The 20,246-nt window shown below is 45.1% G+C and carries 17 protein-coding genes and 1 pseudogene; 13 read left to right on the plus strand and 5 right to left on the minus strand.

The window, feature by feature from the left end; genetic code table 11:
* Positions 1-257 precede the first annotated feature (257 nt).
* Positions 258-1,448 (minus strand): amino acid aminotransferase, encoded by a 1,191-nt coding sequence (locus KO537_RS07210; RefSeq protein ID WP_219234128.1) that lies wholly within the window; start codon positions 1,446-1,448, stop codon positions 258-260.
* A gap of 435 nt (positions 1,449-1,883) precedes the next feature.
* On the opposite strand from KO537_RS07210, the gene aroA reads away from it, so the two are divergent.
* The 10 genes and pseudogenes from aroA (at position 1,884) to KO537_RS07260 (ending at position 12,082) form a co-directional block, all read left to right on the plus strand.
* Complete coding sequence (aroA, locus tag KO537_RS07215; protein ID WP_105252551.1) at positions 1,884-3,164, plus strand: 3-phosphoshikimate 1-carboxyvinyltransferase; 1,281 nt, start codon at positions 1,884-1,886, stop codon at positions 3,162-3,164.
* Between the two features lie 186 nt (positions 3,165-3,350).
* On the plus strand, positions 3,351-4,043 hold the full coding sequence (gene cmk / locus KO537_RS07220) for a (d)CMP kinase (protein WP_028759874.1): 693 nt from the start codon (positions 3,351-3,353) through the stop codon (positions 4,041-4,043).
* A gap of 99 nt (positions 4,044-4,142) precedes the next feature.
* Positions 4,143-5,813: pseudogene (gene rpsA / locus KO537_RS07225) on the plus strand (30S ribosomal protein S1); the annotation flags it as partial.
* A 73-nt stretch (positions 5,814-5,886) separates the two neighbouring features.
* A complete protein-coding gene (gene ihfB, locus KO537_RS07230; protein WP_006081718.1) occupies positions 5,887-6,174 on the plus strand; it encodes an integration host factor subunit beta in 288 nt (95 codons plus the stop codon).
* 122 nt (positions 6,175-6,296) lie between these two features.
* Complete coding sequence (locus tag KO537_RS07235; protein WP_028759876.1) at positions 6,297-6,572, plus strand: lipopolysaccharide assembly protein LapA domain-containing protein; 276 nt, start codon at positions 6,297-6,299, stop codon at positions 6,570-6,572.
* A 1-nt stretch (position 6,573) separates the two neighbouring features.
* Entirely contained in the window at positions 6,574-7,734 is a 1,161-nt protein-coding gene (gene lapB / locus KO537_RS07240; protein WP_219234129.1) for a lipopolysaccharide assembly protein LapB, read from the plus strand.
* Between the two features lie 45 nt (positions 7,735-7,779).
* Positions 7,780-8,475 (plus strand): orotidine-5'-phosphate decarboxylase, encoded by a 696-nt coding sequence (pyrF, locus tag KO537_RS07245; RefSeq protein ID WP_011846776.1) that lies wholly within the window; start codon positions 7,780-7,782, stop codon positions 8,473-8,475.
* A gap of 186 nt (positions 8,476-8,661) precedes the next feature.
* Entirely contained in the window at positions 8,662-9,483 is an 822-nt protein-coding gene (locus tag KO537_RS07250; RefSeq protein WP_219234130.1) for an SDR family oxidoreductase, read from the plus strand.
* 70 nt (positions 9,484-9,553) lie between these two features.
* Positions 9,554-10,096 (plus strand): DUF2058 domain-containing protein, encoded by a 543-nt coding sequence (locus KO537_RS07255; protein WP_028759879.1) that lies wholly within the window; start codon positions 9,554-9,556, stop codon positions 10,094-10,096.
* Between the two features lie 228 nt (positions 10,097-10,324).
* Positions 10,325-12,082 (plus strand): acyl-CoA dehydrogenase family protein, encoded by a 1,758-nt coding sequence (locus KO537_RS07260; RefSeq protein WP_219234131.1) that lies wholly within the window; start codon positions 10,325-10,327, stop codon positions 12,080-12,082.
* Positions 12,083-12,183: 101 nt separating this feature from the next.
* On the opposite strand, the gene dacB is transcribed toward KO537_RS07260, so the two are convergent.
* The gene (dacB, locus tag KO537_RS07265) at positions 12,184-13,677 is read right to left on the minus strand and encodes a D-alanyl-D-alanine carboxypeptidase/D-alanyl-D-alanine-endopeptidase (RefSeq protein WP_219234132.1); all 1,494 of its coding nucleotides are present in this window, start codon (positions 13,675-13,677) and stop codon (positions 12,184-12,186) included.
* A 59-nt stretch (positions 13,678-13,736) separates the two neighbouring features.
* Entirely contained in the window at positions 13,737-13,913 is a 177-nt protein-coding gene (locus KO537_RS07270; protein WP_006081710.1) for a hypothetical protein, read from the minus strand.
* Between the two features lie 429 nt (positions 13,914-14,342).
* Between KO537_RS07270 and KO537_RS07275 the strand changes: the two genes are divergently transcribed.
* Positions 14,343-14,675 carry a DUF1904 domain-containing protein gene (locus KO537_RS07275; protein WP_028759882.1) on the plus strand — a complete coding sequence of 111 codons (333 nt, stop codon included), beginning with the start codon at positions 14,343-14,345 and terminating at the stop codon, positions 14,673-14,675.
* An 11-nt stretch (positions 14,676-14,686) separates the two neighbouring features.
* Positions 14,687-16,000: a CDP-diacylglycerol--serine O-phosphatidyltransferase gene (gene pssA, locus KO537_RS07280; RefSeq protein ID WP_219234133.1), complete on the plus strand. Its 1,314-nt coding sequence runs from the start codon at positions 14,687-14,689 to the stop codon at positions 15,998-16,000.
* 153 nt (positions 16,001-16,153) lie between these two features.
* Here pssA and emrD read toward each other — a convergent pair whose 3' ends face one another.
* Entirely contained in the window at positions 16,154-17,386 is a 1,233-nt protein-coding gene (emrD, locus tag KO537_RS07285) for a multidrug efflux MFS transporter EmrD (protein WP_028759884.1), read from the minus strand.
* A 399-nt stretch (positions 17,387-17,785) separates the two neighbouring features.
* Complete coding sequence (gene ampC / locus KO537_RS07290) at positions 17,786-18,970, minus strand: class C beta-lactamase (protein ID WP_219234134.1); 1,185 nt, start codon at positions 18,968-18,970, stop codon at positions 17,786-17,788.
* Positions 18,971-19,368: 398 nt separating this feature from the next.
* Between ampC and KO537_RS07295 the strand changes: the two genes are divergently transcribed.
* Positions 19,369-20,133, plus strand: a complete 765-nt coding sequence (locus tag KO537_RS07295; protein ID WP_028759886.1) for a tRNA-uridine aminocarboxypropyltransferase — start codon at positions 19,369-19,371, stop codon at positions 20,131-20,133.
* Positions 20,134-20,246 lie beyond the last annotated feature (113 nt).

The following is a 20,246-nucleotide window of genomic DNA, read 5'->3' on the forward strand; positions in this document are numbered from 1 at the left end:
ATTTGTGGCTTATTGCGATAAAGCCGCGATGTCAAAATCACTAGAATGTGGTTTTACGATTAAAAATAAATGCTTGAACAGTGAGACGTGGCCTTGCTTGTCATATTGTGGATATGAAACTGAGGTTAATGAACTGCCAAAACTGATCGGGTGGGATGATTGAAAAATTTAACACTTGAGGCGGTAAATGAACTCTGCTGTATTCCTTTATTGCGGGAATACAGCAGAGTGAGCGGTGCAGATAAACTCAGCGGCGCTTAGAGCACTTTAGCAATTGATTGGGCTAAGTAATCGACGTTATCTTCACTGATCCCAGCAATACTGATGCGGCTTGAACCTACCATATAGATGCTGAATTCTTTTTGTAGGCGCGCCACTTGCTCTGGAGCCACCCCAAGGAAAGAGAACATACCTTTTTGGCGGGCGATAAAGCTAAAGTCACGGTTTACGCCGTTGGCTTTAAGTTTATCCACTAAAATGGCGCGGTTGCCGTTGATGCGATCGCGCATCACTTTCAGCTCATCAAGCCATTCTTGGGTTAATTCTTTTGATCCTAAAATCGTCTCAACAATCGCCGCGCCATGGGCAGGTGGCATAGAGTAAAGGCAGCGAACCACATAAAGCAGTACCGATTGCGCGATATTGGCGGTATTGGCATCTTTGGCAATCACAGAGCAGGAACCAATACGCTCACGGTACAAACCGAAGTTTTTCGAGCATGAGCTGCACAGGATCATATTATCGACCGCTGCCGCCATATGACGCACGCCGTAGGCATCAATATCAACGCCATCACCAAAGCCTTGGTAGGCCATGTCAATCAGTGGCGTAAAGCCTTGCTCTTTTGTAAGGGCAACCACTTTATCCCATTGCTCTGTGGTTAAATCCATTCCGCTTGGGTTATGGCAACAGGCGTGGAATAACACCACATCATCAGTACTTACTTGCGATAATGCAGCAAGCATCTCATCAAATTTCAATGATTTTCTATCGTAGTCATAGTAAGGATAGGTTTTAACAGTAATGCCAGCCGCTTCGAATAAACCGATATGGTTTGCCCAAGTTGGATCGCTTACCCATAACACGGCATTCGGGTTGCAGCGTTTGATAAAGTCACCCGCCACGCGCAGCGCGCCTGTACCACCGGGTGTTGAAACTGTGCGGATACGGTTAGCGATAATGGCACTGTGGCCAACACCAAAGGCTAATTCCGTCATCAAGGTGTTGAATTGTGGTGAGCCTGTTGGGCCGATATACACTTTGGTGGTTTCGGTATCGAGACGGAATTTTTCCGCTTTTTTCACGCAGCTTAGAATAGGGGTAACGCCGGTAGGATCTTTATAAACGCCCACACCTAAATCCACTTTTTGTGGGTGAGAGTCTTCGCGGTACTGAGTTAACAAGCCAAGGATGGGGTCCGCTGGCATTGCGATGAGTGAGTTAAACATAGCTCCATCTACCTTTCTGGTTATAGTGCAAACGTGATTGTTCGTATCAGATATGCGTTATTTATCGTTTAAAGGGTAGAATAGCGCGGAAAGGTAAAGTAATTAAAGTGAAAACTGTGATTACACGCCAGTTATCTTGGCAAAAAAGCCTGCCAAAAATACGGTTAAATCATAAATTAACCGCTTAAATTTTGCGTTTTTGTTATTTTTACACTGATCTCAGCAAATAATCTGACCAAAATGCCATTTTTCTCGAAAAAACGGTTGAATCCTTAGCGACAATCGGTAATTTTATAACGACGAAGCACCAACAAGGCCCCAATCTCCTTTTATTTGTAATCTTAACTTGACGCGCTGTAGCGTGAAGTTGCCATTTTGCGTATTCAGTCCGCGTGATCGTGATGATGACGCCCTATAGAGAAAGAAGATTTATTCATGAAGCAATTACGTCTTGAACCTGTTGTGCAAGTCCACGGTGAAATCAATATTCCGGGCTCAAAAAGTATTTCAAATCGAGCCTTATTATTGGCCACCTTAGCCCAAGGTACGACCACGCTCACCAATCTGCTCGATTCAGATGATATCCGCCACATGCTGGCCTCCCTCAAGCAGTTAGGGGTTAACTACCGTTTATCGCAAAACAATACTGTGTGTGAACTCGATGGTTTAGGTGGTGTGATTTCCTCAGCATCCGCGCAGGAATTGTTTTTAGGCAATGCGGGTACCGCAATGCGCCCCTTATGCGCCGCCTTAACCTTAGGCCAAGGTGAATTTACCCTCACGGGCGAACCACGTATGGAAGAGCGTCCGATTGGCGATTTAGTCGATGCCTTAAGGCAACTCGGTGCCAATATTGTTTATCTTAAAAATGACGGTTTCCCGCCACTGACGATTAATGCCACTGGCCTTAATGGCGGTGATGTTGAAATTGCAGGCGATTTATCGAGCCAGTTTTTAACGGCTTTGTTGATGGTGGCGCCGCTTGCTAAGGGCAGCGTCAATATCCATGTCAAAGGTGAGTTAGTCTCTAAGCCTTATATCGATATTACTATCGCTTTGATGGCGCAGTTCGGCGTTAACGTCATTAACCATGACTACGCGCGTTTTGAGATTGTTGCAGGCCAGCGTTATATATCACCAGGTAAAGTACTGGTAGAAGGCGATGCGTCATCGGCATCATATTTCCTCGCGGCTGGGGCGATTAAGGGCGGCGAAGTCAAAGTCACGGGTGTGGGTCGTTTGAGTATCCAAGGCGATGTAAAATTTGCCGATGTGCTCGAAAAAATGGGCGCAGATATCGAGTGGGGCGATGACTATATTATTGCCCGCGGCTCCCAATTAACGGCCGTCGACTTAGATATGAACCATATTCCCGATGCGGCCATGACCATTGCAACGGCCGCATTATTTGCTAAAGGCACGACGGTTATTCGCAATATCTATAACTGGCGTATTAAAGAAACCGACCGGTTAGCGGCTATGGCAACTGAACTGCGAAAAGTGGGCGCCGAGGTTGAAGAGGGCAATGACTACATTAAAATCACCCCGCCAGCCGTGATTAACACCGCTGAAATTGATACCTACAATGATCACCGCATGGCCATGTGCTTTTCTATGCTGGCATTTGCCGATTGCGGTATCACCATCAATGATCCTGACTGTACTTCTAAAACATTCCCTGACTACTTTAAGCAGTTTGCGAGCCTGCAAGGCTAAGTCTGTTTGTTTCGTCATTGTTACAACCATCGATGTCAAGAATTGTAAGCCGTATTTGTGCGGCTTCTATTCTTCATAAAAAATCCACGGATTTTGTTTGTCTTTTGTTGTACAATGCTGCGCGCTCATTTTCGGGGGCTCACTTGATGAACTCACGGATGATGGTTATTTTTTGCGGAGGAATGTATGTCTGAACGGGCTCCTGTAGTCACAATCGACGGCCCAAGTGGTGCTGGCAAAGGTACAATTAGTCAATTATTGGCTCAGCATCTAGGTTGGCAACTACTTGATAGTGGTGCCATTTACCGAGTTCTTGCGCTTGCAGCAATTCATCATAACGTTGAACTGGAAAATGAAGAGTCTATCACGTTGTTAGCGGCACATCTGGATGTGAAGTTTCTAACAGGCAATGATAAAGATCCGGTTCAAGTGATATTGGAAGGTGAAGACGTCACCAACGACATTCGCACCCAAGAGTGCTCGAATGCCGCTTCAAAAGTCGCTGCCTTTCCACGGGTGAGAGAAGCCTTATTACGTCGCCAACGGGCCTTTAAAACGGCGCCAGGATTAATTGCCGATGGTCGTGACATGGGAACAGTGGTTTTCCCAAGTGCGCCGGCAAAATTATATTTAACCGCCTCAGCTGAAGAGCGTGCCCAAAGACGCTATAATCAGTTGCAGGACAAGGGCTTCGATGTTAATATCGAGCGCCTTTTAAGTGAAATTATCGAACGTGATGACCGCGATATGAATCGTCCGGTGGCTCCTTTAGTCCCCGCCGATGACGCGCTCATTATCGATACTAGCGGTAAGGGTATTGATGAAGTGCTAGCGCTTGCGCTTAACTTTATCAACCAAAAATTATCCGGCACTAACTAAGTTAGTCCACCGGATAGGTATTCGTATTAAGGATGATACGGATAATTTGACTGACTCCACGTCTAGGACGGACAGTGGTTTAATAAAGAAAGTAACCTAAACATGACTGAATCTTTTGCTGATCTATTTGAACAATCCCTTCAAACTCTGGAATTCCGTCCAGGCTCTATCGTTCGTGGTACTGTTGTATCAATCAAAAACGGTATGGTACTGGTTGACGCGGGTCTGAAGTCTGAAAGCCCAATCCCAGCTGAACAATTCAAAAACGCTCAAGGCGTTTTAGAAATTCAAGTTGGCGATGAAGTTGACGTAGCTCTTGACTCTGTTGAAGACGGCTTCGGTGAGACTCAACTGTCTCGCGAAAAAGCGAAACGTCATGAAGCTTGGATCGTTCTGGAAAAAGCTTATGAAGATGCTGAAACTGTAATCGGTATCATCAATGGTAAAGTTAAAGGCGGTTTCACTGTTGAATTAAACGGTATCCGTGCCTTCTTACCAGGTTCTCTAGTTGACGTGCGCCCAGTTCGCGACACCGCTCACTTAGAGTACAAAGAATTAGAATTCAAAGTTATCAAGCTAGACCAGAAGCGTAACAACGTTGTTGTTTCTCGTCGTGCAGTTATCGAATCAGAAAGCAGCGCTGAGCGTGATGCACTGTTAGAAAACCTGCAAGAAGGTCAAGCAGTTAAGGGTATCGTTAAGAACCTGACTGACTACGGTGCATTCGTAGATTTAGGTGGTGTTGACGGTCTGTTACATATCACAGATATGGCGTGGAAACGTGTTAAACATCCATCAGAAATCGTCAATGTTGGCGATGAAATCAACGTTAAAGTACTGAAGTACGATCGTGAGCGCACTCGTGTGTCTCTAGGTCTGAAACAACTTGGCGAAGATCCATGGTTAGAAATCAGCAAACGCTACCCAGAAAACACACGTTTAACTGGTCGCGTTACTAACCTAACTGACTACGGTTGCTTCGTAGAAATCGAAGAAGGCGTTGAAGGTCTGGTTCACGTTTCTGAAATGGATTGGACTAACAAGAACATTCACCCATCTAAAGTGGTTAACTTAGGTGATGAAGTTGAAGTTCTGGTTCTGGACATCGATGAAGAGCGTCGTCGTATTTCTCTAGGTCTGAAACAATGTAAGACCAATCCATGGGATGACTTCGCAACTCGTTACAACAAAGGCGACAAGGTTTCTGGTAAGATCAAGTCAATCACTGACTTCGGTATCTTTATCGGTCTTGACGGCGGTATCGATGGTCTAGTTCACCTGTCTGACATTTCTTGGAACGGTACTGGCGAAGACGCAGTTTCTGAATACAAGAAAGGCGATGAAATCCATGCAGTGGTTCTGTCTGTAGATCCAGAGCGTGAGCGCATCAGCTTAGGTGTTAAGCAAACTGAAGATGATCCATTCAACGCATACTTGGCTGACAAGAAGAAAGGTACTATCGTAAACGGTACTGTTTCTGCTGTTGATGCTAAAGGTGTGACTGTTGAACTGGCTGACACTGTTGAAGGTTACATCCGTGTAGCTGACATTTCACGTGAGCGTATCGAAGATGCATCTACTGTCTATAATGTAGGTGATGCAATCGAAGCTAAGTTCATGGGTGTTGACCGTAAGAACCGCTCTATCAGCCTGTCAATCAAAGCGAAAGACGAAGCTGAAGAGAAAGAAGTAATGGCGACTCTGAACAAACAAGATGACGCTGTTATTAGCAATGCAATGGCTGAAGCGTTTAAAGCAGCTCGTAAATAATCGCCTGTTGTTTGGGGAGACATCTCTCCCCATTAGGCGACTGTGTTTGGCTTGATAATAGGGGATAGCTAGGATGACGAAATCTGAACTTATCGAAAAACTCGCCACCAGGCAGTCGCAGCTGTCGGCGAAAGAGGTTGAAGGCGCAATCAAAGAAATGTTGGAGCAAATGGCAACAACATTAGAAAGCGGTGATCGTATTGAGATCCGTGGCTTTGGTAGTTTCTCGCTTCACTATCGTGCACCGCGGACTGGCCGTAATCCAAAGACTGGTTCATCAGTCGATTTGGAAGGTAAATACGTCCCGCACTTTAAGCCAGGCAAAGAACTGCGCGAGCGTGTTGACGCCGTTAATGTGTGATTGACCGCATAGTAAAAAGCCTCCGTTAGGAGGCTTTTTTGTATCGATTGCAAGGCAATGCTGGTCAGCTTAGTAAATTTCTTGGATAATCATTAAATTGAAACGCGTTTAGGGAGTGCAGCGTGAAATCATTTGTAGCAACTGTGCTTGTGGCACTGTTATTTATTCTGGCGTTGATTTTTGGCGCGCGTAACGAACAAGTGGTGACCATCAGCTATTTTGTCGCACAGGGTGAATATCGTTTACCTGTTGTCTTAGCGATTGTCTTTTTTGCTGGTTTTATTTTGAGTTGGTTATTTGCTAGCTACTATATTGTCCGCTTGAAATTAAGTTTAGCGGCAACTAAAAAGAAACTAAATCAAGTGATCGCTAAAATCCCTCAGGATGTAGACGCCTAATATGCTTGAGATCCTCTTTCTGTTGCTTCCCATTGCTGCCGCCTATGGTTGGTATATGGGGCGACGGAGCATAAGGCAGAATCAAAGTAATCAACGTAAACAATTGAGCCGGGATTATTTTACTGGCCTCAATTTCTTACTGTCGAACGAATCGGATAAAGCTGTCGATTTGTTTATCAGTATGCTAGATGTTGACGATGAAACCATAGATACCCATCTGTCACTCGGTTCGCTGTTCCGTAAGCGAGGAGAGGTCGACCGCTCTATTCGTATCCATCAAAATTTAATCGCGCGGCCTACATTAAACAATGAGCAGCGTGACATCGCTATGATGGAGCTGGGTAAAGATTATCTAGCAGCAGGTTTTTACGACAGAGCTGAAGAAATCTTTATCAACTTGGTCAGCCAAGACGATCACAGTGAAGAATCTGAAACACAGCTGATTGCTATCTATCAAGTGATTAAAGAGTGGCAAAAAGCCATTGATATCACTAAGCGTTTGAGTCGTAAACGTCAGCAAGTTTTAAAGCCGTTAACGGCGCATTTCTATTGCCAGTTAGCCGATGAAGCCAGTGATGACGCGCAGAAAATTAAACTGCTGCAACAGGCGCTGAAGCAAGATCCCCAATGCGGTCGTGCATTATTGACCCTAGCGAAAAAATTCCTCGATATTCAAGATTATGCCCAGTGTAAGCAAATGCTGCTGCAACTGAAAAAAGCCGATATCGAGCTTTTTGCCGATGCGATTCCAACGGCCAAACAAGTTTATCGCGATACGCAAGATAAAGAAGGTTTTCAAGAATTACTCGCGGGCGCCATGGCCGATGGCGCCGGTGCTTCTGTGGTGGTCGCCTTAGCGCAGCACATGATAAGTCTTGATGAGATTAAAGCGGCAGAGACCATGGTACTCGATGCGTTATATCGCCATCCTACCATGAAAGGTTTTCAGCACTTGATGCAAATGCATTTGCGTCAAGCCGAAGAAGGGCAAGCCAAGCAAAGTTTAACTATGCTAGAGCAGCTCGTTGAACAACAAATTAAATTCCGTCCGAGTTACCGTTGTAAGGAGTGTGGTTTTCCTTCCCATGCGCTTTACTGGCATTGTCCTTCCTGTAAAAACTGGGGCAGCATTAAACGGATCCGAGGCCTAGACGGCGAATAATCTATTAGAAGAATACACAGTTTGTGTAACCCCGTTGGAGAGATGATGACGACTAAACCTATCCTCGTAGCGCTTGATTACGATAATAAAAACCATGCTTTACAACTGATAGAAAAACTCGATCCCAACATGTGCCGCCTTAAAGTTGGCAAAGAAATGTTTACCTTGTTTGGCCCGCAACTGGTGAAAGATATCCATGATCGTGGTTTTGATTTATTCCTTGATTTGAAATTTCACGATATTCCCAATACTGTCGCCAAAGCCGTGGCCGCTGCTGCTGAGCTGGGCGTATGGATGACGAACGTACATGCCAGCGGTGGCTTAGCCATGATGGAAGCGGCCAAAAAGGCCTTGCTGCCATACGGCGACAAAGCGCCTATGCTGATCGCGGTCACGGTATTAACCTCGATGAGTGATGACGATCTTAAATTACTCGGCATCAATGTGCCTGCGTTTGAGCATGTGCAACGTTTGGCGAAGCTCACGCAGCAAGCGGGACTCGATGGCGTGGTGTGTTCCGCCCAAGAAGCGACAGCCTTGAAATCACTGTTAGGTCAGGATTTCAAGCTCGTGACGCCTGGGATCCGCCCAGTTGGCAGTGATGCTGGCGATCAACATCGCGTGATGACGCCACCTCAAGCGATAGCAGCGGGTTCTGATTACCTAGTGATTGGCCGCCCAATCACCAAAGCCGCCGATCCGTTAGCGGCATTGCAAGCGATTCACCAATCATTGGCATAGACGCCACACTAGCCGTCTAAAGCGCGGTTTGAAAGCCGTTTGACCGTCGTTTAAATAAAAAAGGCTTGGAATCGCTTGTTGGTATCCTTGATATGATGGATAAAAATTGAAATAGTATGTTGAATGACAACATAAAATAATTAATCACACCCTGAGTGCTTATCTCACTGTTCACGGAGAACGCCCATGTTTAATGCTACGATGTTTAACTATCAAGGTAAGAATGTTGTCGTTGTCGGAGGAACCAGTGGGATAAATCTCGCGATTGCCATTGCGTTCGCACAGGCTGGCGCAAATGTGGCCGTTGCGAGCCGCAGTCAAGATAAAATCAATGCCGCGGTATTGCAGTTGCAACAGGCCAATCCTGACGGTATTCATTTGGGTGTGAGTTTTGATGTGCGCGATCTTAGCGCCCTTGAAGTCGGTTTTGATAAAATCGCTTCTGAGTTTGGTTTTATCGATGTGCTGGTAAGCGGCGCGGCGGGGAATTTCCCTGCCAGCGCCGCAAAGCTTTCGGCCAATGGTTTTAAGTCGGTGATGGACATTGATTTGCTCGGCAGTTTTCAAGTGCTAAAGCAGGCTTATCCTTTGCTGCGTCGCCCCAATGGCAATATTATCCAGATTTCGGCGCCGCAGGCTTCGATCGCTATGCCAATGCAAGTTCATGTGTGTGCGGCTAAAGCGGGTGTGGATATGCTGACGCGAACTTTAGCGTTAGAGTGGGGCTGTGAGGGGCTGAGAATTAATTCGATTATGCCAGGCCCCATAGCTAACACTGAAGGCTTTAATCGCCTTGCACCCAGCGCTGCATTACAACAAAAGGTTGCCCAATCCGTTCCGCTAAAACGCAACGGCGCAGGTCAGGATATCGCCAATGCCGCGCTATTCTTAGGCTCTGAATTAGCTTCCTATATTACGGGAGTTGTGCTGCCGGTTGATGGCGGTTGGTCACTTGGCGGCGCCAGTATAGCGATGACAGAGCTTGGCGAACTGGCCGCAAAAATGTAGTTTGGTTTTAGATGTTTGATATTCAAAATCGAGAACTTTGATTTTATAGAAATTAAGTAGGTAATGATCCATGGCTAATGCATTACAAGAGCAGCTACTCAAAGCAGGGCTTGCCAGTAAACAAAAGGTTCGCGATGTTAAGACTCAAAAACGCCGTGACAAAAAATCACGAGTTGATGATGGCTCCAGTGCTTTTAAGCAAGAAGTGGCCGAGCAAAAACGGTTGCAGGCGCAAAAAGATAAAGCGCTAAATGAGCAACGTTTTGCTGAGGCATCTGAGCGTGGACAGGTGCGCGGTTTAATCACTGAGTTCACTAAGTCTGCGATTAAGATCCCAGCTTATGCTGAAGTGAAATTTAACTATACTCTTGATAATAAAATCTATTCTTTATACATAGATGAAAAACTGCAGGCAGAATTGCTTAAAGGGCAGTTAGGCATAGTGCGTTACGAAGATAAGAGTTACTTAGTACCACATAAGTTAGCCGAGCGAGTTAAACTGCTGGTGCCGCAGTGGTGTGGTTATCTGTGGCAACAGGATGAATCTAAAGCTGTGGTCGTTGAAGATGATCCCTATGCAGATTACGCAATTCCTGATGATTTAATGTGGTAATTGCCACAAGCCTGTGAGCTAACGCTGCGACAACCCTGTGTTAAAGCTTATAAAATAGAGACCCTTAAGTTCAAGCTTAAGGGTTTTTTATGTGTTGAATTTATACTTAGCTCGCACACTCGCATACTTTTATATTATTCGCGGCTGTATTTGTAATGAGATTGTTTTCTACAGTGAACTGGTATAAATTAAAACAACTGTTTTAATCCTACGTTTAAGAGTCTACCAATGAATCCTTACCAAGCCCCGTTGACGGATATGCGTTTCCTACTGGAACAGGTATTTGATGCTCCAAACACTTGGGCACAATTGCCTGAGATTGCAGAAATGGTCGATATCGACACGGCCAATGCTATTTTGGAAGAAGCAGCCAAGATCAGCTGTGAGTTGATCCATCCGCTGAACCGGACGGGCGATGAGCAGGGCGTGTTGCATCAAGACAATCAAGTGATTACCCCTGATGGCTACAAAGCCGTTTATGAGCAGTATTCCCAGGGCGGTTGGATTGGTTTGTGTGGCGATCCTGAATTTGGTGGCATGGGGATGCCGAAGATGCTGGGGATCTTAGTCGACGAAATGGCTTACAGTGCTTGTAATGCGTTTACGCTTTATGGCTCGTTAACCGCGGGGGCGGCTTTATGTATCAATGCACACGGCAGCGAAGAATTGAAACAAGCTTATTTGCCTAAGTTATATTCCGGCGAATGGGCGGGTGCTATGGATATGACGGAGCCGCAAGCGGGTTCTGATCTGCGTAATATTCGCACTCGAGCTTTACCGCAGGATGATGGTAGTTATGCCATCACGGGCAGCAAGATTTTTATTACAGGTGGCGATCACGATTTAACTGAAAACGTCATCCACTTAGTGCTTGCTAAGCTACCGGATAGTAAAGGGATTTCACTCTTTCTGGTACCTAAGATATCGGTTAATGCCGATGGCAGCTTAGCCAATGCCAATGGTGTATCAGTGGGGTCTATCGAGCATAAGATGGGCCTTAAAGGTTCTGCGACCTGTGTGATGAATTTTGATAATGCCCAAGGTTTCTTGATTGGTGAGCCTAATCGTGGCCTAGTGTGCATGTTCACTATGATGAACTATGAGCGTTTAGCAATTGGTATTCAAGGGCTTGGCAGTGCGCAGGCGGCGTACCAGATGGCGGCCGATTATGCTAAAGAGCGTAATCAAGGCATCGCCGCTGGCGGCTCACCGACGGGCAGTGATTCTGATCCCATTATAGTCCACGGCGATGTGCGCCGTATGTTGTTGACCATTCGTGCGATGACAGAAGCGGGCCGTGCTTTGTCTGTGTTTACAGGACAACAGCTGGATTTAGCAAAATATGCCCAAGATGAGGTTAAGGCTAAAGCGGCGCGTTATGTGGGTTTATTAACGCCAGTGGCGAAAGCATTTTTAACCGATCGGGGTCTAGATGCGACTATCATGGCGCAACAAGTCTTTGGTGGACATGGTTATATTCGTGAAACAGGTATTGAGCAATTAGTTCGTGATACCCGTATCGCTCAGATTTATGAAGGCACTAATGGCATTCAAGCCATCGATTTCCTCGGTCGTAAAGTCACTGGCGATAACTTAGCCGCATTAAATGAATTTGTGGCTGACTTGAAGGCACAAATGCGCGCATTTACTCACGTTGATGCGGTGAAAGTGGCGGCAGTATGCGCACGTTTAGATGCCTTGGTCATCGTTGCCGAGTCAGTTAATGATCGCAAAGTGGCTCAGCCTGCACTTATTAATGCGTGTGCGGTCGACTTTTTAGATGCCTTTGGTTACACCCTGTATGGTTTCTACTGGTTGGCTATGGTCGATAAGGTCGCGGATCATGAAGATAAAGCTTTTGCCGAGCAGAAAGTCTATTTGGCTAAGTTCTATTTTGATAAGTTATTGCCAAAAGCGGATTACCATATCGCTCAAGTCAGAGCTGGTGATGCGACGACTATGGCGATGCCTGCGGAGTTGTTTTAACAAGGCTTCGGTATATTCGTTTAGATAAAAACTGAAAAAGCACTGATGACTCAGTGCTTTTTTGTGCAAGTTTTTTACTCTGTAGCAGTTAATTAATGACTCTAGTGAGCCGCAGTATTCACAGTCGCAGTGGTTGATGACGGTTGCAGCACTGAAATCAATTGTTTAAGAAACTCGGCATTGAATGAGGGTTTATGTTGATTTTTCAATTCAGGACTCATGCCATTCTCAAGGATTACAAACAAGGTATCGTTATGCTGGGGCAAACGGATAAACCCCGCTAAGTTAGACACGCCTTGCATCGAGCCTGTTTTAGCAAAAATTTGCTGTTTAAGCGGCGGCTTGTTGTAGCCCATGCGATATCTTAAGGTGCCGCTGATCCCCGCCTGTGGCAGACTCGTGATTAACGGACTAAAGCGGCTATCTTGGTGGATTAGCGCCAACACCGCGGCTAACTGCTTGGCATTGAGCAAGTTATAGCGTGACAATCCTGAACCATCCACAATATTGGCGTTACTCAAATCTATGCCTAAATTCGTTAAAATTCGCTGCATGGCAGCGGCACCATTGGTAAAGCTGCCTTGGGTCTTAAAATAACTTTTACCAAGTTGCTTAAAAAGGCTATCGGCAATCAAATTATCTGACTTGAGCAGCATAGTCTCGAGCAGCTCAGGTAAGGGCGCCGAGCTATGGCTGGCAATTAGTTTTGCCTTTTGGGGTAAGCTAGTGCCGAGTTGTACTTTACCCGCAAGAGACATCTCGCCTTTAAGTAGGGAGGTGAGGTTATCTTGGGCAAATTTGAACGGATCGCTGACCGCAATCGCCAGTGGTATCGCCTCACCGCCAGGGTAACAGCCGCGTAAATGGTAGTTATTTTGACCTAATCTGACCATATCAAGTTGGCAAAATTCGCGGCTCGCCTTTTGATCAAACACCGCATCGCTGCTGATTTTAACTCCATAACTCCCCGCACGCAGACTTACCTGTGAAGGTTTGCTGGTAGAGCTGGGGCTAAACTGACCATAGACACAGTTTTGATTGATAATATAACTCGATACAGGCGCAGCAAAACAAATACCTAAGTCATCCCATACCCAACCGGGAGCTTGCATTTGCTCTTGTTTATCGCCGAGCAAATACAGATGTCCATCAATGCGATTAATGCCTTGTTTTACGAGATTGACAAAAATGGCCTTGAGATCGGCTTGAGTCAGCGTGGGATCGCCACTAAAACGCAGATAAGCACTGCCTGCGATATGGCCCTTGCGTATCGGTGCATCTGTCCATAATTGTGTGACATAACGAAAATCAGGCCCAAGCTGAGCCATAGCACTGACTGCCGTGAGCAGCTTTTGGGTACTGGCTGGAATAAACAAGGTCTCAGCTTGTTGGCTATAGATCACTTGATTGTTCGACATATTCATTGCCAGTAAGGCGATTTGTGAATGTCGAGGGCTGATCTTACTGATTGCTTGGCTAAGCGAAGTGGTTTGAGCACTTATCGGCCTAGAATCATGTTGCTCTGCATAGGCCATATTATGACTTGCGGCTAGGAGCAGGCCGGCATATAGAGTGGTTTTCAGTAACGTTTCCATGTTAGCTATTGGCCATTTTTATCAAAACATCATTAAGATTAGGTTGGTATTGTGTGCGGTTAATCCTCACTGCTGCCGTCATCCTTTTCCATCAAGCGATATAAACGTAGGGTAACAAACAATACTAGCCCAATAAACAACGGCAGGATGAGTAACCCTAACTGGGTTTTAAAATGGAAAATACCCCAAGCAAACAGCAATGTCAGTGCTAACGTCAGCAGAATTTTTTTGTTCATAGTCTTAATCTTGTATCGTGTGGTCTAATCGCAGATAGGCGGTTTAGTTTACGCTAAATCACTGGATTCGGGGTGAATGAAATGGGTTTGAAGATTATTTTGTGATTTGGCAGACATTTTGGGTGCAGTTTAGTGAAATTTGGACTGATTTGTAGCGTTAAGAATCACCCTATTTAGGGGCGAAATATTGTGTGGACGGGCAAATAATGCCGAGAATACTCGCCGTAAAATGCGATTTCAAGCAAGGATAAATGAAGAAGATTTTTAGGTAAATCGGTGCACTGAAGTGGAATAAAATCGCGTGAGGTCAAATTACCAGCAAAACCGTTAGGTTTAACAAGACTTTTGGGAGAAAAGTCTTGCCGAGACGAGGTGAAGTCGGTAATTTCTACCCCTTACGATTTTAGGTTCTTAGGTAACAACTAAACCATGCCACATATTAGTATGCGCGGCTTACCACAAGCGGTCGTTGCAGCGTTCAGCCAAACATTACTGCAGTCATTGGCGGATATATGTAAAGGTAATGCAGAGAGTTTCACATTAGATTGGATCCCAAGCATCAGTTTTCGAAATGGAAAAATTGATCAACGCTTTGTCCAAGTTGAGTTACTCTGGTTCCCTAAGGACCCTGATATACATCTTAAAGTAGAACAAACGATCAGGTTGGCAGTGACAGAGGCCTATCCAGAGTTAACACATATTGCTGTGATGTTTTTATCACTGAACCCTAGTGCTTCCTATCGGGGTGGTCAGCATGTTTAAAGGAGGATGCCTTGCTAGATAAGCTTGGTGGAATAGCCGTTCAACCCGAGGCTTTAACGTGGTTGCTCACGCCATGCCGTTTCAAGGCAGAATTACTCGCTCGTATTGCGAGCGCCAAGCACAGTATTTATATTGCGGCGCTGTATTTAGAAGATGACGAAGCGGGTCGTGAGATATTACAAGCCCTCATGGATGCCAAAGCAGCAAATCCAACGCTTGATATCAAAGTGTTAGTCGATTTTCACCGTGCAAGACGTGGCCTGATTGGCCATAAAGGTGATAGCGGTAACTATTTGATGTACCGCAAAGTTATGGCTGAAGCCGAACATCCCATTGATATCTTAGGTGTACCCGTCAAATCCCGTGAATTTATGGGTGTGTTGCACCTTAAGGGATTTATTATCGATGATGCCGTGATTTATAGCGGTGCCAGTCTCAATAATATCTATTTGCAACAACACGATAAGTACCGTTTCGATCGTTATCACTTGATTGAGTCTGCCGAATTAGCGCGCAGTATGCGCGCGATGATCCAGAAAAATATCATTTCTGATCCAGCTGTGTGTTCATTAACGCAAGATGCTGAGCAAGAAGTGCTACCACCAAAGACAGATATGCGTAGCTTTAAGCTGAGACTGTCTGACGCTGAGTATCAGTTTAAGGAGACCCGTGATGGCAATCGCATCACGCCGTTACTTGGGCTAGGACGTAAGAAAAACTTGCTCAATAAAGTGGTTGTCGCCTTGGTGGAAGAGTCAAAAGACTCGCTGTTTATTTGCACACCCTATTTCAATCCGCCGTACATTTTAGTGCGCGCTTTAGCGAAGCATTTACGCAATGGCAAACGTATTGATATCGTTGTGGGCGACAAGACGGCTAACGATTTTTATATTCCGCCTGAGCAGGATTTCTCGACCATAGGTGCCTTGCCCTATATGTATGAGCAATCATTGCGTAAGTTCGCTAAACGCCAACAGTGGGCGATTGATAATGGTCAGTTGAATATCCATCTGTGGAAACACGGCATCAACAGTTATCACCTCAAGGGCATCAGTGCCGACGGTAATAAGCATTTGATCACAGGCTCTAATCTGAATCCAAGAGCTTGGGCGCTGGATCTTGAGAATGGTTTGTTGATCCAAGATGAAATTGGCTGCTGGAAAGCTCAGTTTGAAGCCGAGCAGGCACATATTCTGGAACACACACAGCGGTTATATCACTACAGCCAAGTGGATACCTTACAGAGCTATCCTGCGCCAGTGAAGAAGATCATGACCCGAATTCGTCGCCTTAAAGCTGACTTTTTACTGCGTCGCATTTTGTAACGATTAAAGCTATAGAAGCAATAAATTAATCGATATTTTTGATTTATTACAGTGTCTTATCGATTTAAAAAGCCCACAACAATGTGGGCTTTTTATTGACTGACGGTAATAGATTTAGCTTAAACCAAGAATTGTCGCTTCAAATCATATCCATTAAATCTGTGGCATTAAATTCTGGTGAGTATCATTTTGATCTTTGGCGTAATAAAGAGACAGGATCACTAAAACCACCATTACAGCACTTAATAAACCTATGCTCAACTGGCCGCCCATAGGCACTAAAGACATTGTTAATGCGGCAAGTCCAGCACCAAAATTTTGTAATCCCCCCAATAATGCGCCCGCAATCCCCGCCTGACGTGGAAATGGCTCTAACGCAGCAGATGTTAGGGTAGGGAACAGCATGCCTGCGCCACTGAAGAATAAAATTGATCCAATAAGTAAACTCCAGCCAACCACTAAATTAAAAAGACCAGGGATCAACATAAATAATGCGCCAGCACCGAGTAACGCAACACCTTGGTAAACAACTCTTTGTGGCTTATTCTGTCGGCCCGCGATGAGTGCCCCCAGTAAGTAGCCAGGAATTGGCGCAACAAAATAACAACTGACCATAAAAGGTGTCAGTCCGAGATATTGGCCATAGAGTACACCAGCAATTGCTTCAAACGCCGCAATACCGGCAAAGGTGGCGATCAATGAAAATAAATAAGCGCGAAACGCTCTATGGCGCAGGACATGCTTATAGGATTTGAAAACGGCTTGATGTTCCCGTTGCGCCTTAGGTAAAGACTCTTTAAAGAGGAATATTAACAACAGCCAGACCATGACACCGAATACCGCTAATACCCAGTATACGGCTTGCCAGCCAAAATAGGCCGCAGTGGCGCTGCCGATAAATGGTGCAAGCAAAGGTAAAAACACTACAGCCATAGAGACATAGCTATTAAATTTTACCAGTCGGTCGCCAAAGTAATGATCGCGGGGAATGCTACGGCACAATGCGCCTGCGCTGGCTGTGCCTAATCCTTGGATAAGGCTTGCCATAATTAGTTGGTTAAAGCTTGTGGCCTTCGCCGCGAATACAGCGCCTAGAACGAAAATTGCGATACCCACGATGAGTGGCATTTTGCGGCCAACGCGATCTGACACTGGGCCATACACAAATTGAAACATCCCGTAGGAGAGTAAGTAACAGGCCATCACGGCTTGTAGTTGGCTGGCGTCCACATGGAGCCCGAGTGCGATTTGCGGAAGGGCTGGAACAAAAATCGTCTGCGCCATTTGGCCACAGGCGACCATAAAGACAATCATTAACAGTAGGCTAGACTGACTCGCCGCGGGAGCGACATCGTGATGAATAGGAGAATGTGGCGTGCCTGACATGATATTTCCGAAAAAGGTCACTTAAGGTATTTGCGCGCATCTTACTCCCTAAAAGCGTAACTTCAAGTGTCAATCATATTGATTTAACGAAATAATTTTTAATGCGATGCATAAGTTTTTATCCTGATTTTAAGCTGTAAAGCTAAACTTACGATAGGTTATTTGTCTGTTAACTAGGTCGATGAGTTGCAAATGAATTAATACTCAGATTAACCCTTCACTGCCTATTTTCTTACATGGGAGTTTGCTTAAAAATATTGGCTATTAAGAGATTGGAGGTAAGTAAGTGGATAAGGTGCTTAATACAAGCCACCCTAAAAAAATCACGCTAAAAGGAACAAATAAGAAAGGAGATTGCGAATCGGCCTATCTCCTTTAATAGTCGCGACTAGCAAGATGCTATTTTTGTAATTTCTCTATGCCCGTTAAAATCTGATACCCCACAGTCACCCGAGGCGGTACGGGATAATTTTTATTGCTTAACAATACTATGCCAAGCTTTTGCGCGGGAATAAATGCTGCATAAGCGGCAAAACCGCCAGTAGAGCCGGTTTTATTAATCCACACATTTTGCTGCGGCGCGAGGGGCGGCACTATGGGTTTAACGGGTGTACTGCCAAACACGACTTCCTGAGTATGGCCCATAAGTATTTTATCAAGATCAATAGGATATGAGTAATGCTCCCAAATCATATCTTGGGTCATCATGCCCACATCAAAGTATCCCGTGTGGGTCTCATCGAGTGCCGTTTGCAGTGGTTTGGGTAACGAATGTATATGCATATTGGCCTCAACAAATTGCAGTAAATCCTTGGCTGAGGTTTTAACGCCGTAGGCTTCATCGGCTAATACACCGGGATTGACTCGCACTGGCATGTCTTGCTTATCATAGCCTTGGGCATAATCGGCCATTTTGTTGCTAGGAACCTTGAGATAGCTGTTTGTCATACCCAATTGTGGAAATAGTGTTTGCTCAAGGGCTTGTGGAAACGTTTGCCCTAAACTCTGCGCGGCAATCATGCCAAGTAGTCCAATACTCGGATTGGCGTAATTCCTATGGGTCCCCGCGGCAAATGATGGTTGCCAATGCTTAAGGTAATCCATTAACTCTGCGTTATTAGTGACCTTATCAGGAACTTGCATCGGCAAATCACCCGCTGTGTGGGTGGCTAAATTGATGAGACTAATCTTATCAAAATGGCTGCCTTTTAATGCTGGAACATAATCACTGGCCATATCCGTGAGTGTTAATTTACCTTCGCCCTGTGCATAGTTAGCCAGTGTTGCGGTAAAGGTTTTACTGATAGAGCCAATCTCGAACAGAGTATCTTCAGTCACACTTTGCCCAGAGGTTTTAGAACTGACGCCATATTGGTAAAAATACTGTTTACCTTCTATGGTGATGCCAATTACTGCACCGGGAATAGCATACTCGGCCATCAGTGGTTTAACTGCGGAATCTACAATTGACTGGATGTCTTTGGTATTAAGCGTTTGGGCCGTAGTGATATTAGAAAATAGCGTAGCAGTAAGCAGTACGCTGCTTAATAACGGTATAGAAGTGAGCGGGGCTTTTTGTTGCATAATTGACCTTTCATTGAGACTGTATTTGTAGAGTAGATTTTCGCATGATATTAGGGCAATTCCACACTAAGTTAAGTCATTACTGATATTTAGCTTAAATACTCCCCCAATAAGTAAGTTAAACGTTAATTTGGTCGGTTTAGTGTTGCATACTAAGTGGTAACACAGATTAATACATTACAGTTGTTTTAAGAGAAGATTATTCAGTGCTCTTAAATTATCTCGCTGACGTTAGGCTGCAGATGAAACCATCAACCACTGATACCTGCCTTTTATCATGATCATGTATTGCGCGATTGCACCATTGATGGCCAAGGGATAAACTGCGCCACCGCGATAAAAAAGTGCTAACTGATGTGGTCGCGATCCTTAATAAGTTTGATAGAGAATTGGTTTTTATGGCTTTAGCCCCCCATGCAGTGCACCATTTATATCAGTACCGTAAGTCTATTTCGACTAAACCCTTTGGTGCCCGCGGTAAAAAACTGATCCGCTGTCCATTATGCCTCTTAGGTGAGCAGTTCTGTACCTGTGCGCTACGCCGTCAGTTAGATACTCACGCCAGTTTTCTGCTGATTATGTATAACGATGAGGTGTTAAAGCCGACTAATAGCGGACGACTAATAGCGGATCTTATTCCTGATACCCACGCCTATATTTGGTCACGTACAGAACCTGAAGCTGAGTTGCTTGCTTTGCTGAATTCGCCGCAATATCAACCCTATTTAGTGTTTCCTGCCCAGTATGCAGAGCAAGGGCAAACCGTACTGAACCAAGTGCCAATGTCGACATTGGCCGAAGGTAAACGGCCGCTGCTTGTTCTGCTTGATGGCAGTTGGCGTGAAGCGATTAAAATGTTCCGTAAGAGCCCTTACTTACACTCACTGCCGTTGCTTTCCTTCGATCCCGACACGCTCGCGACCTATGCATTGCGTAAAGGTAGTCATGATTTTCAACTTGGCACCGCCGAGGTGGCATCATTGGCTTTAGGAGCGATTGGCGAAGCGGCTAATGGCAAAGCCTTAAGTACTTGGTTTGATTTGTTTGTTGAATCTTCCTTACTTGGCCGCAATCGCCGTTGCCGTGAGGATCTTCTGCCAATTACAGATTTTACCGATGCTTTTGAACTGGCCTTTGAACAAGCAAGTCGTAGTAAGAGTTAATCGATGTTAGATTTAATCTATTTTGAAAAAGGCTAGTTAACTATCTTCTTAAATAAAAAATCCCCTACAGTGAGGGGATTTTTTATGTGTAGCAATTAACTTATAGGAACTTC

Origin of the sequence: Shewanella sp. NKUCC01_JLK, from assembly GCF_019345615.1 — a bacterium.
In the GTDB taxonomy this organism is placed as follows: domain Bacteria; phylum Pseudomonadota; class Gammaproteobacteria; order Enterobacterales; family Shewanellaceae; genus Shewanella; species Shewanella oncorhynchi.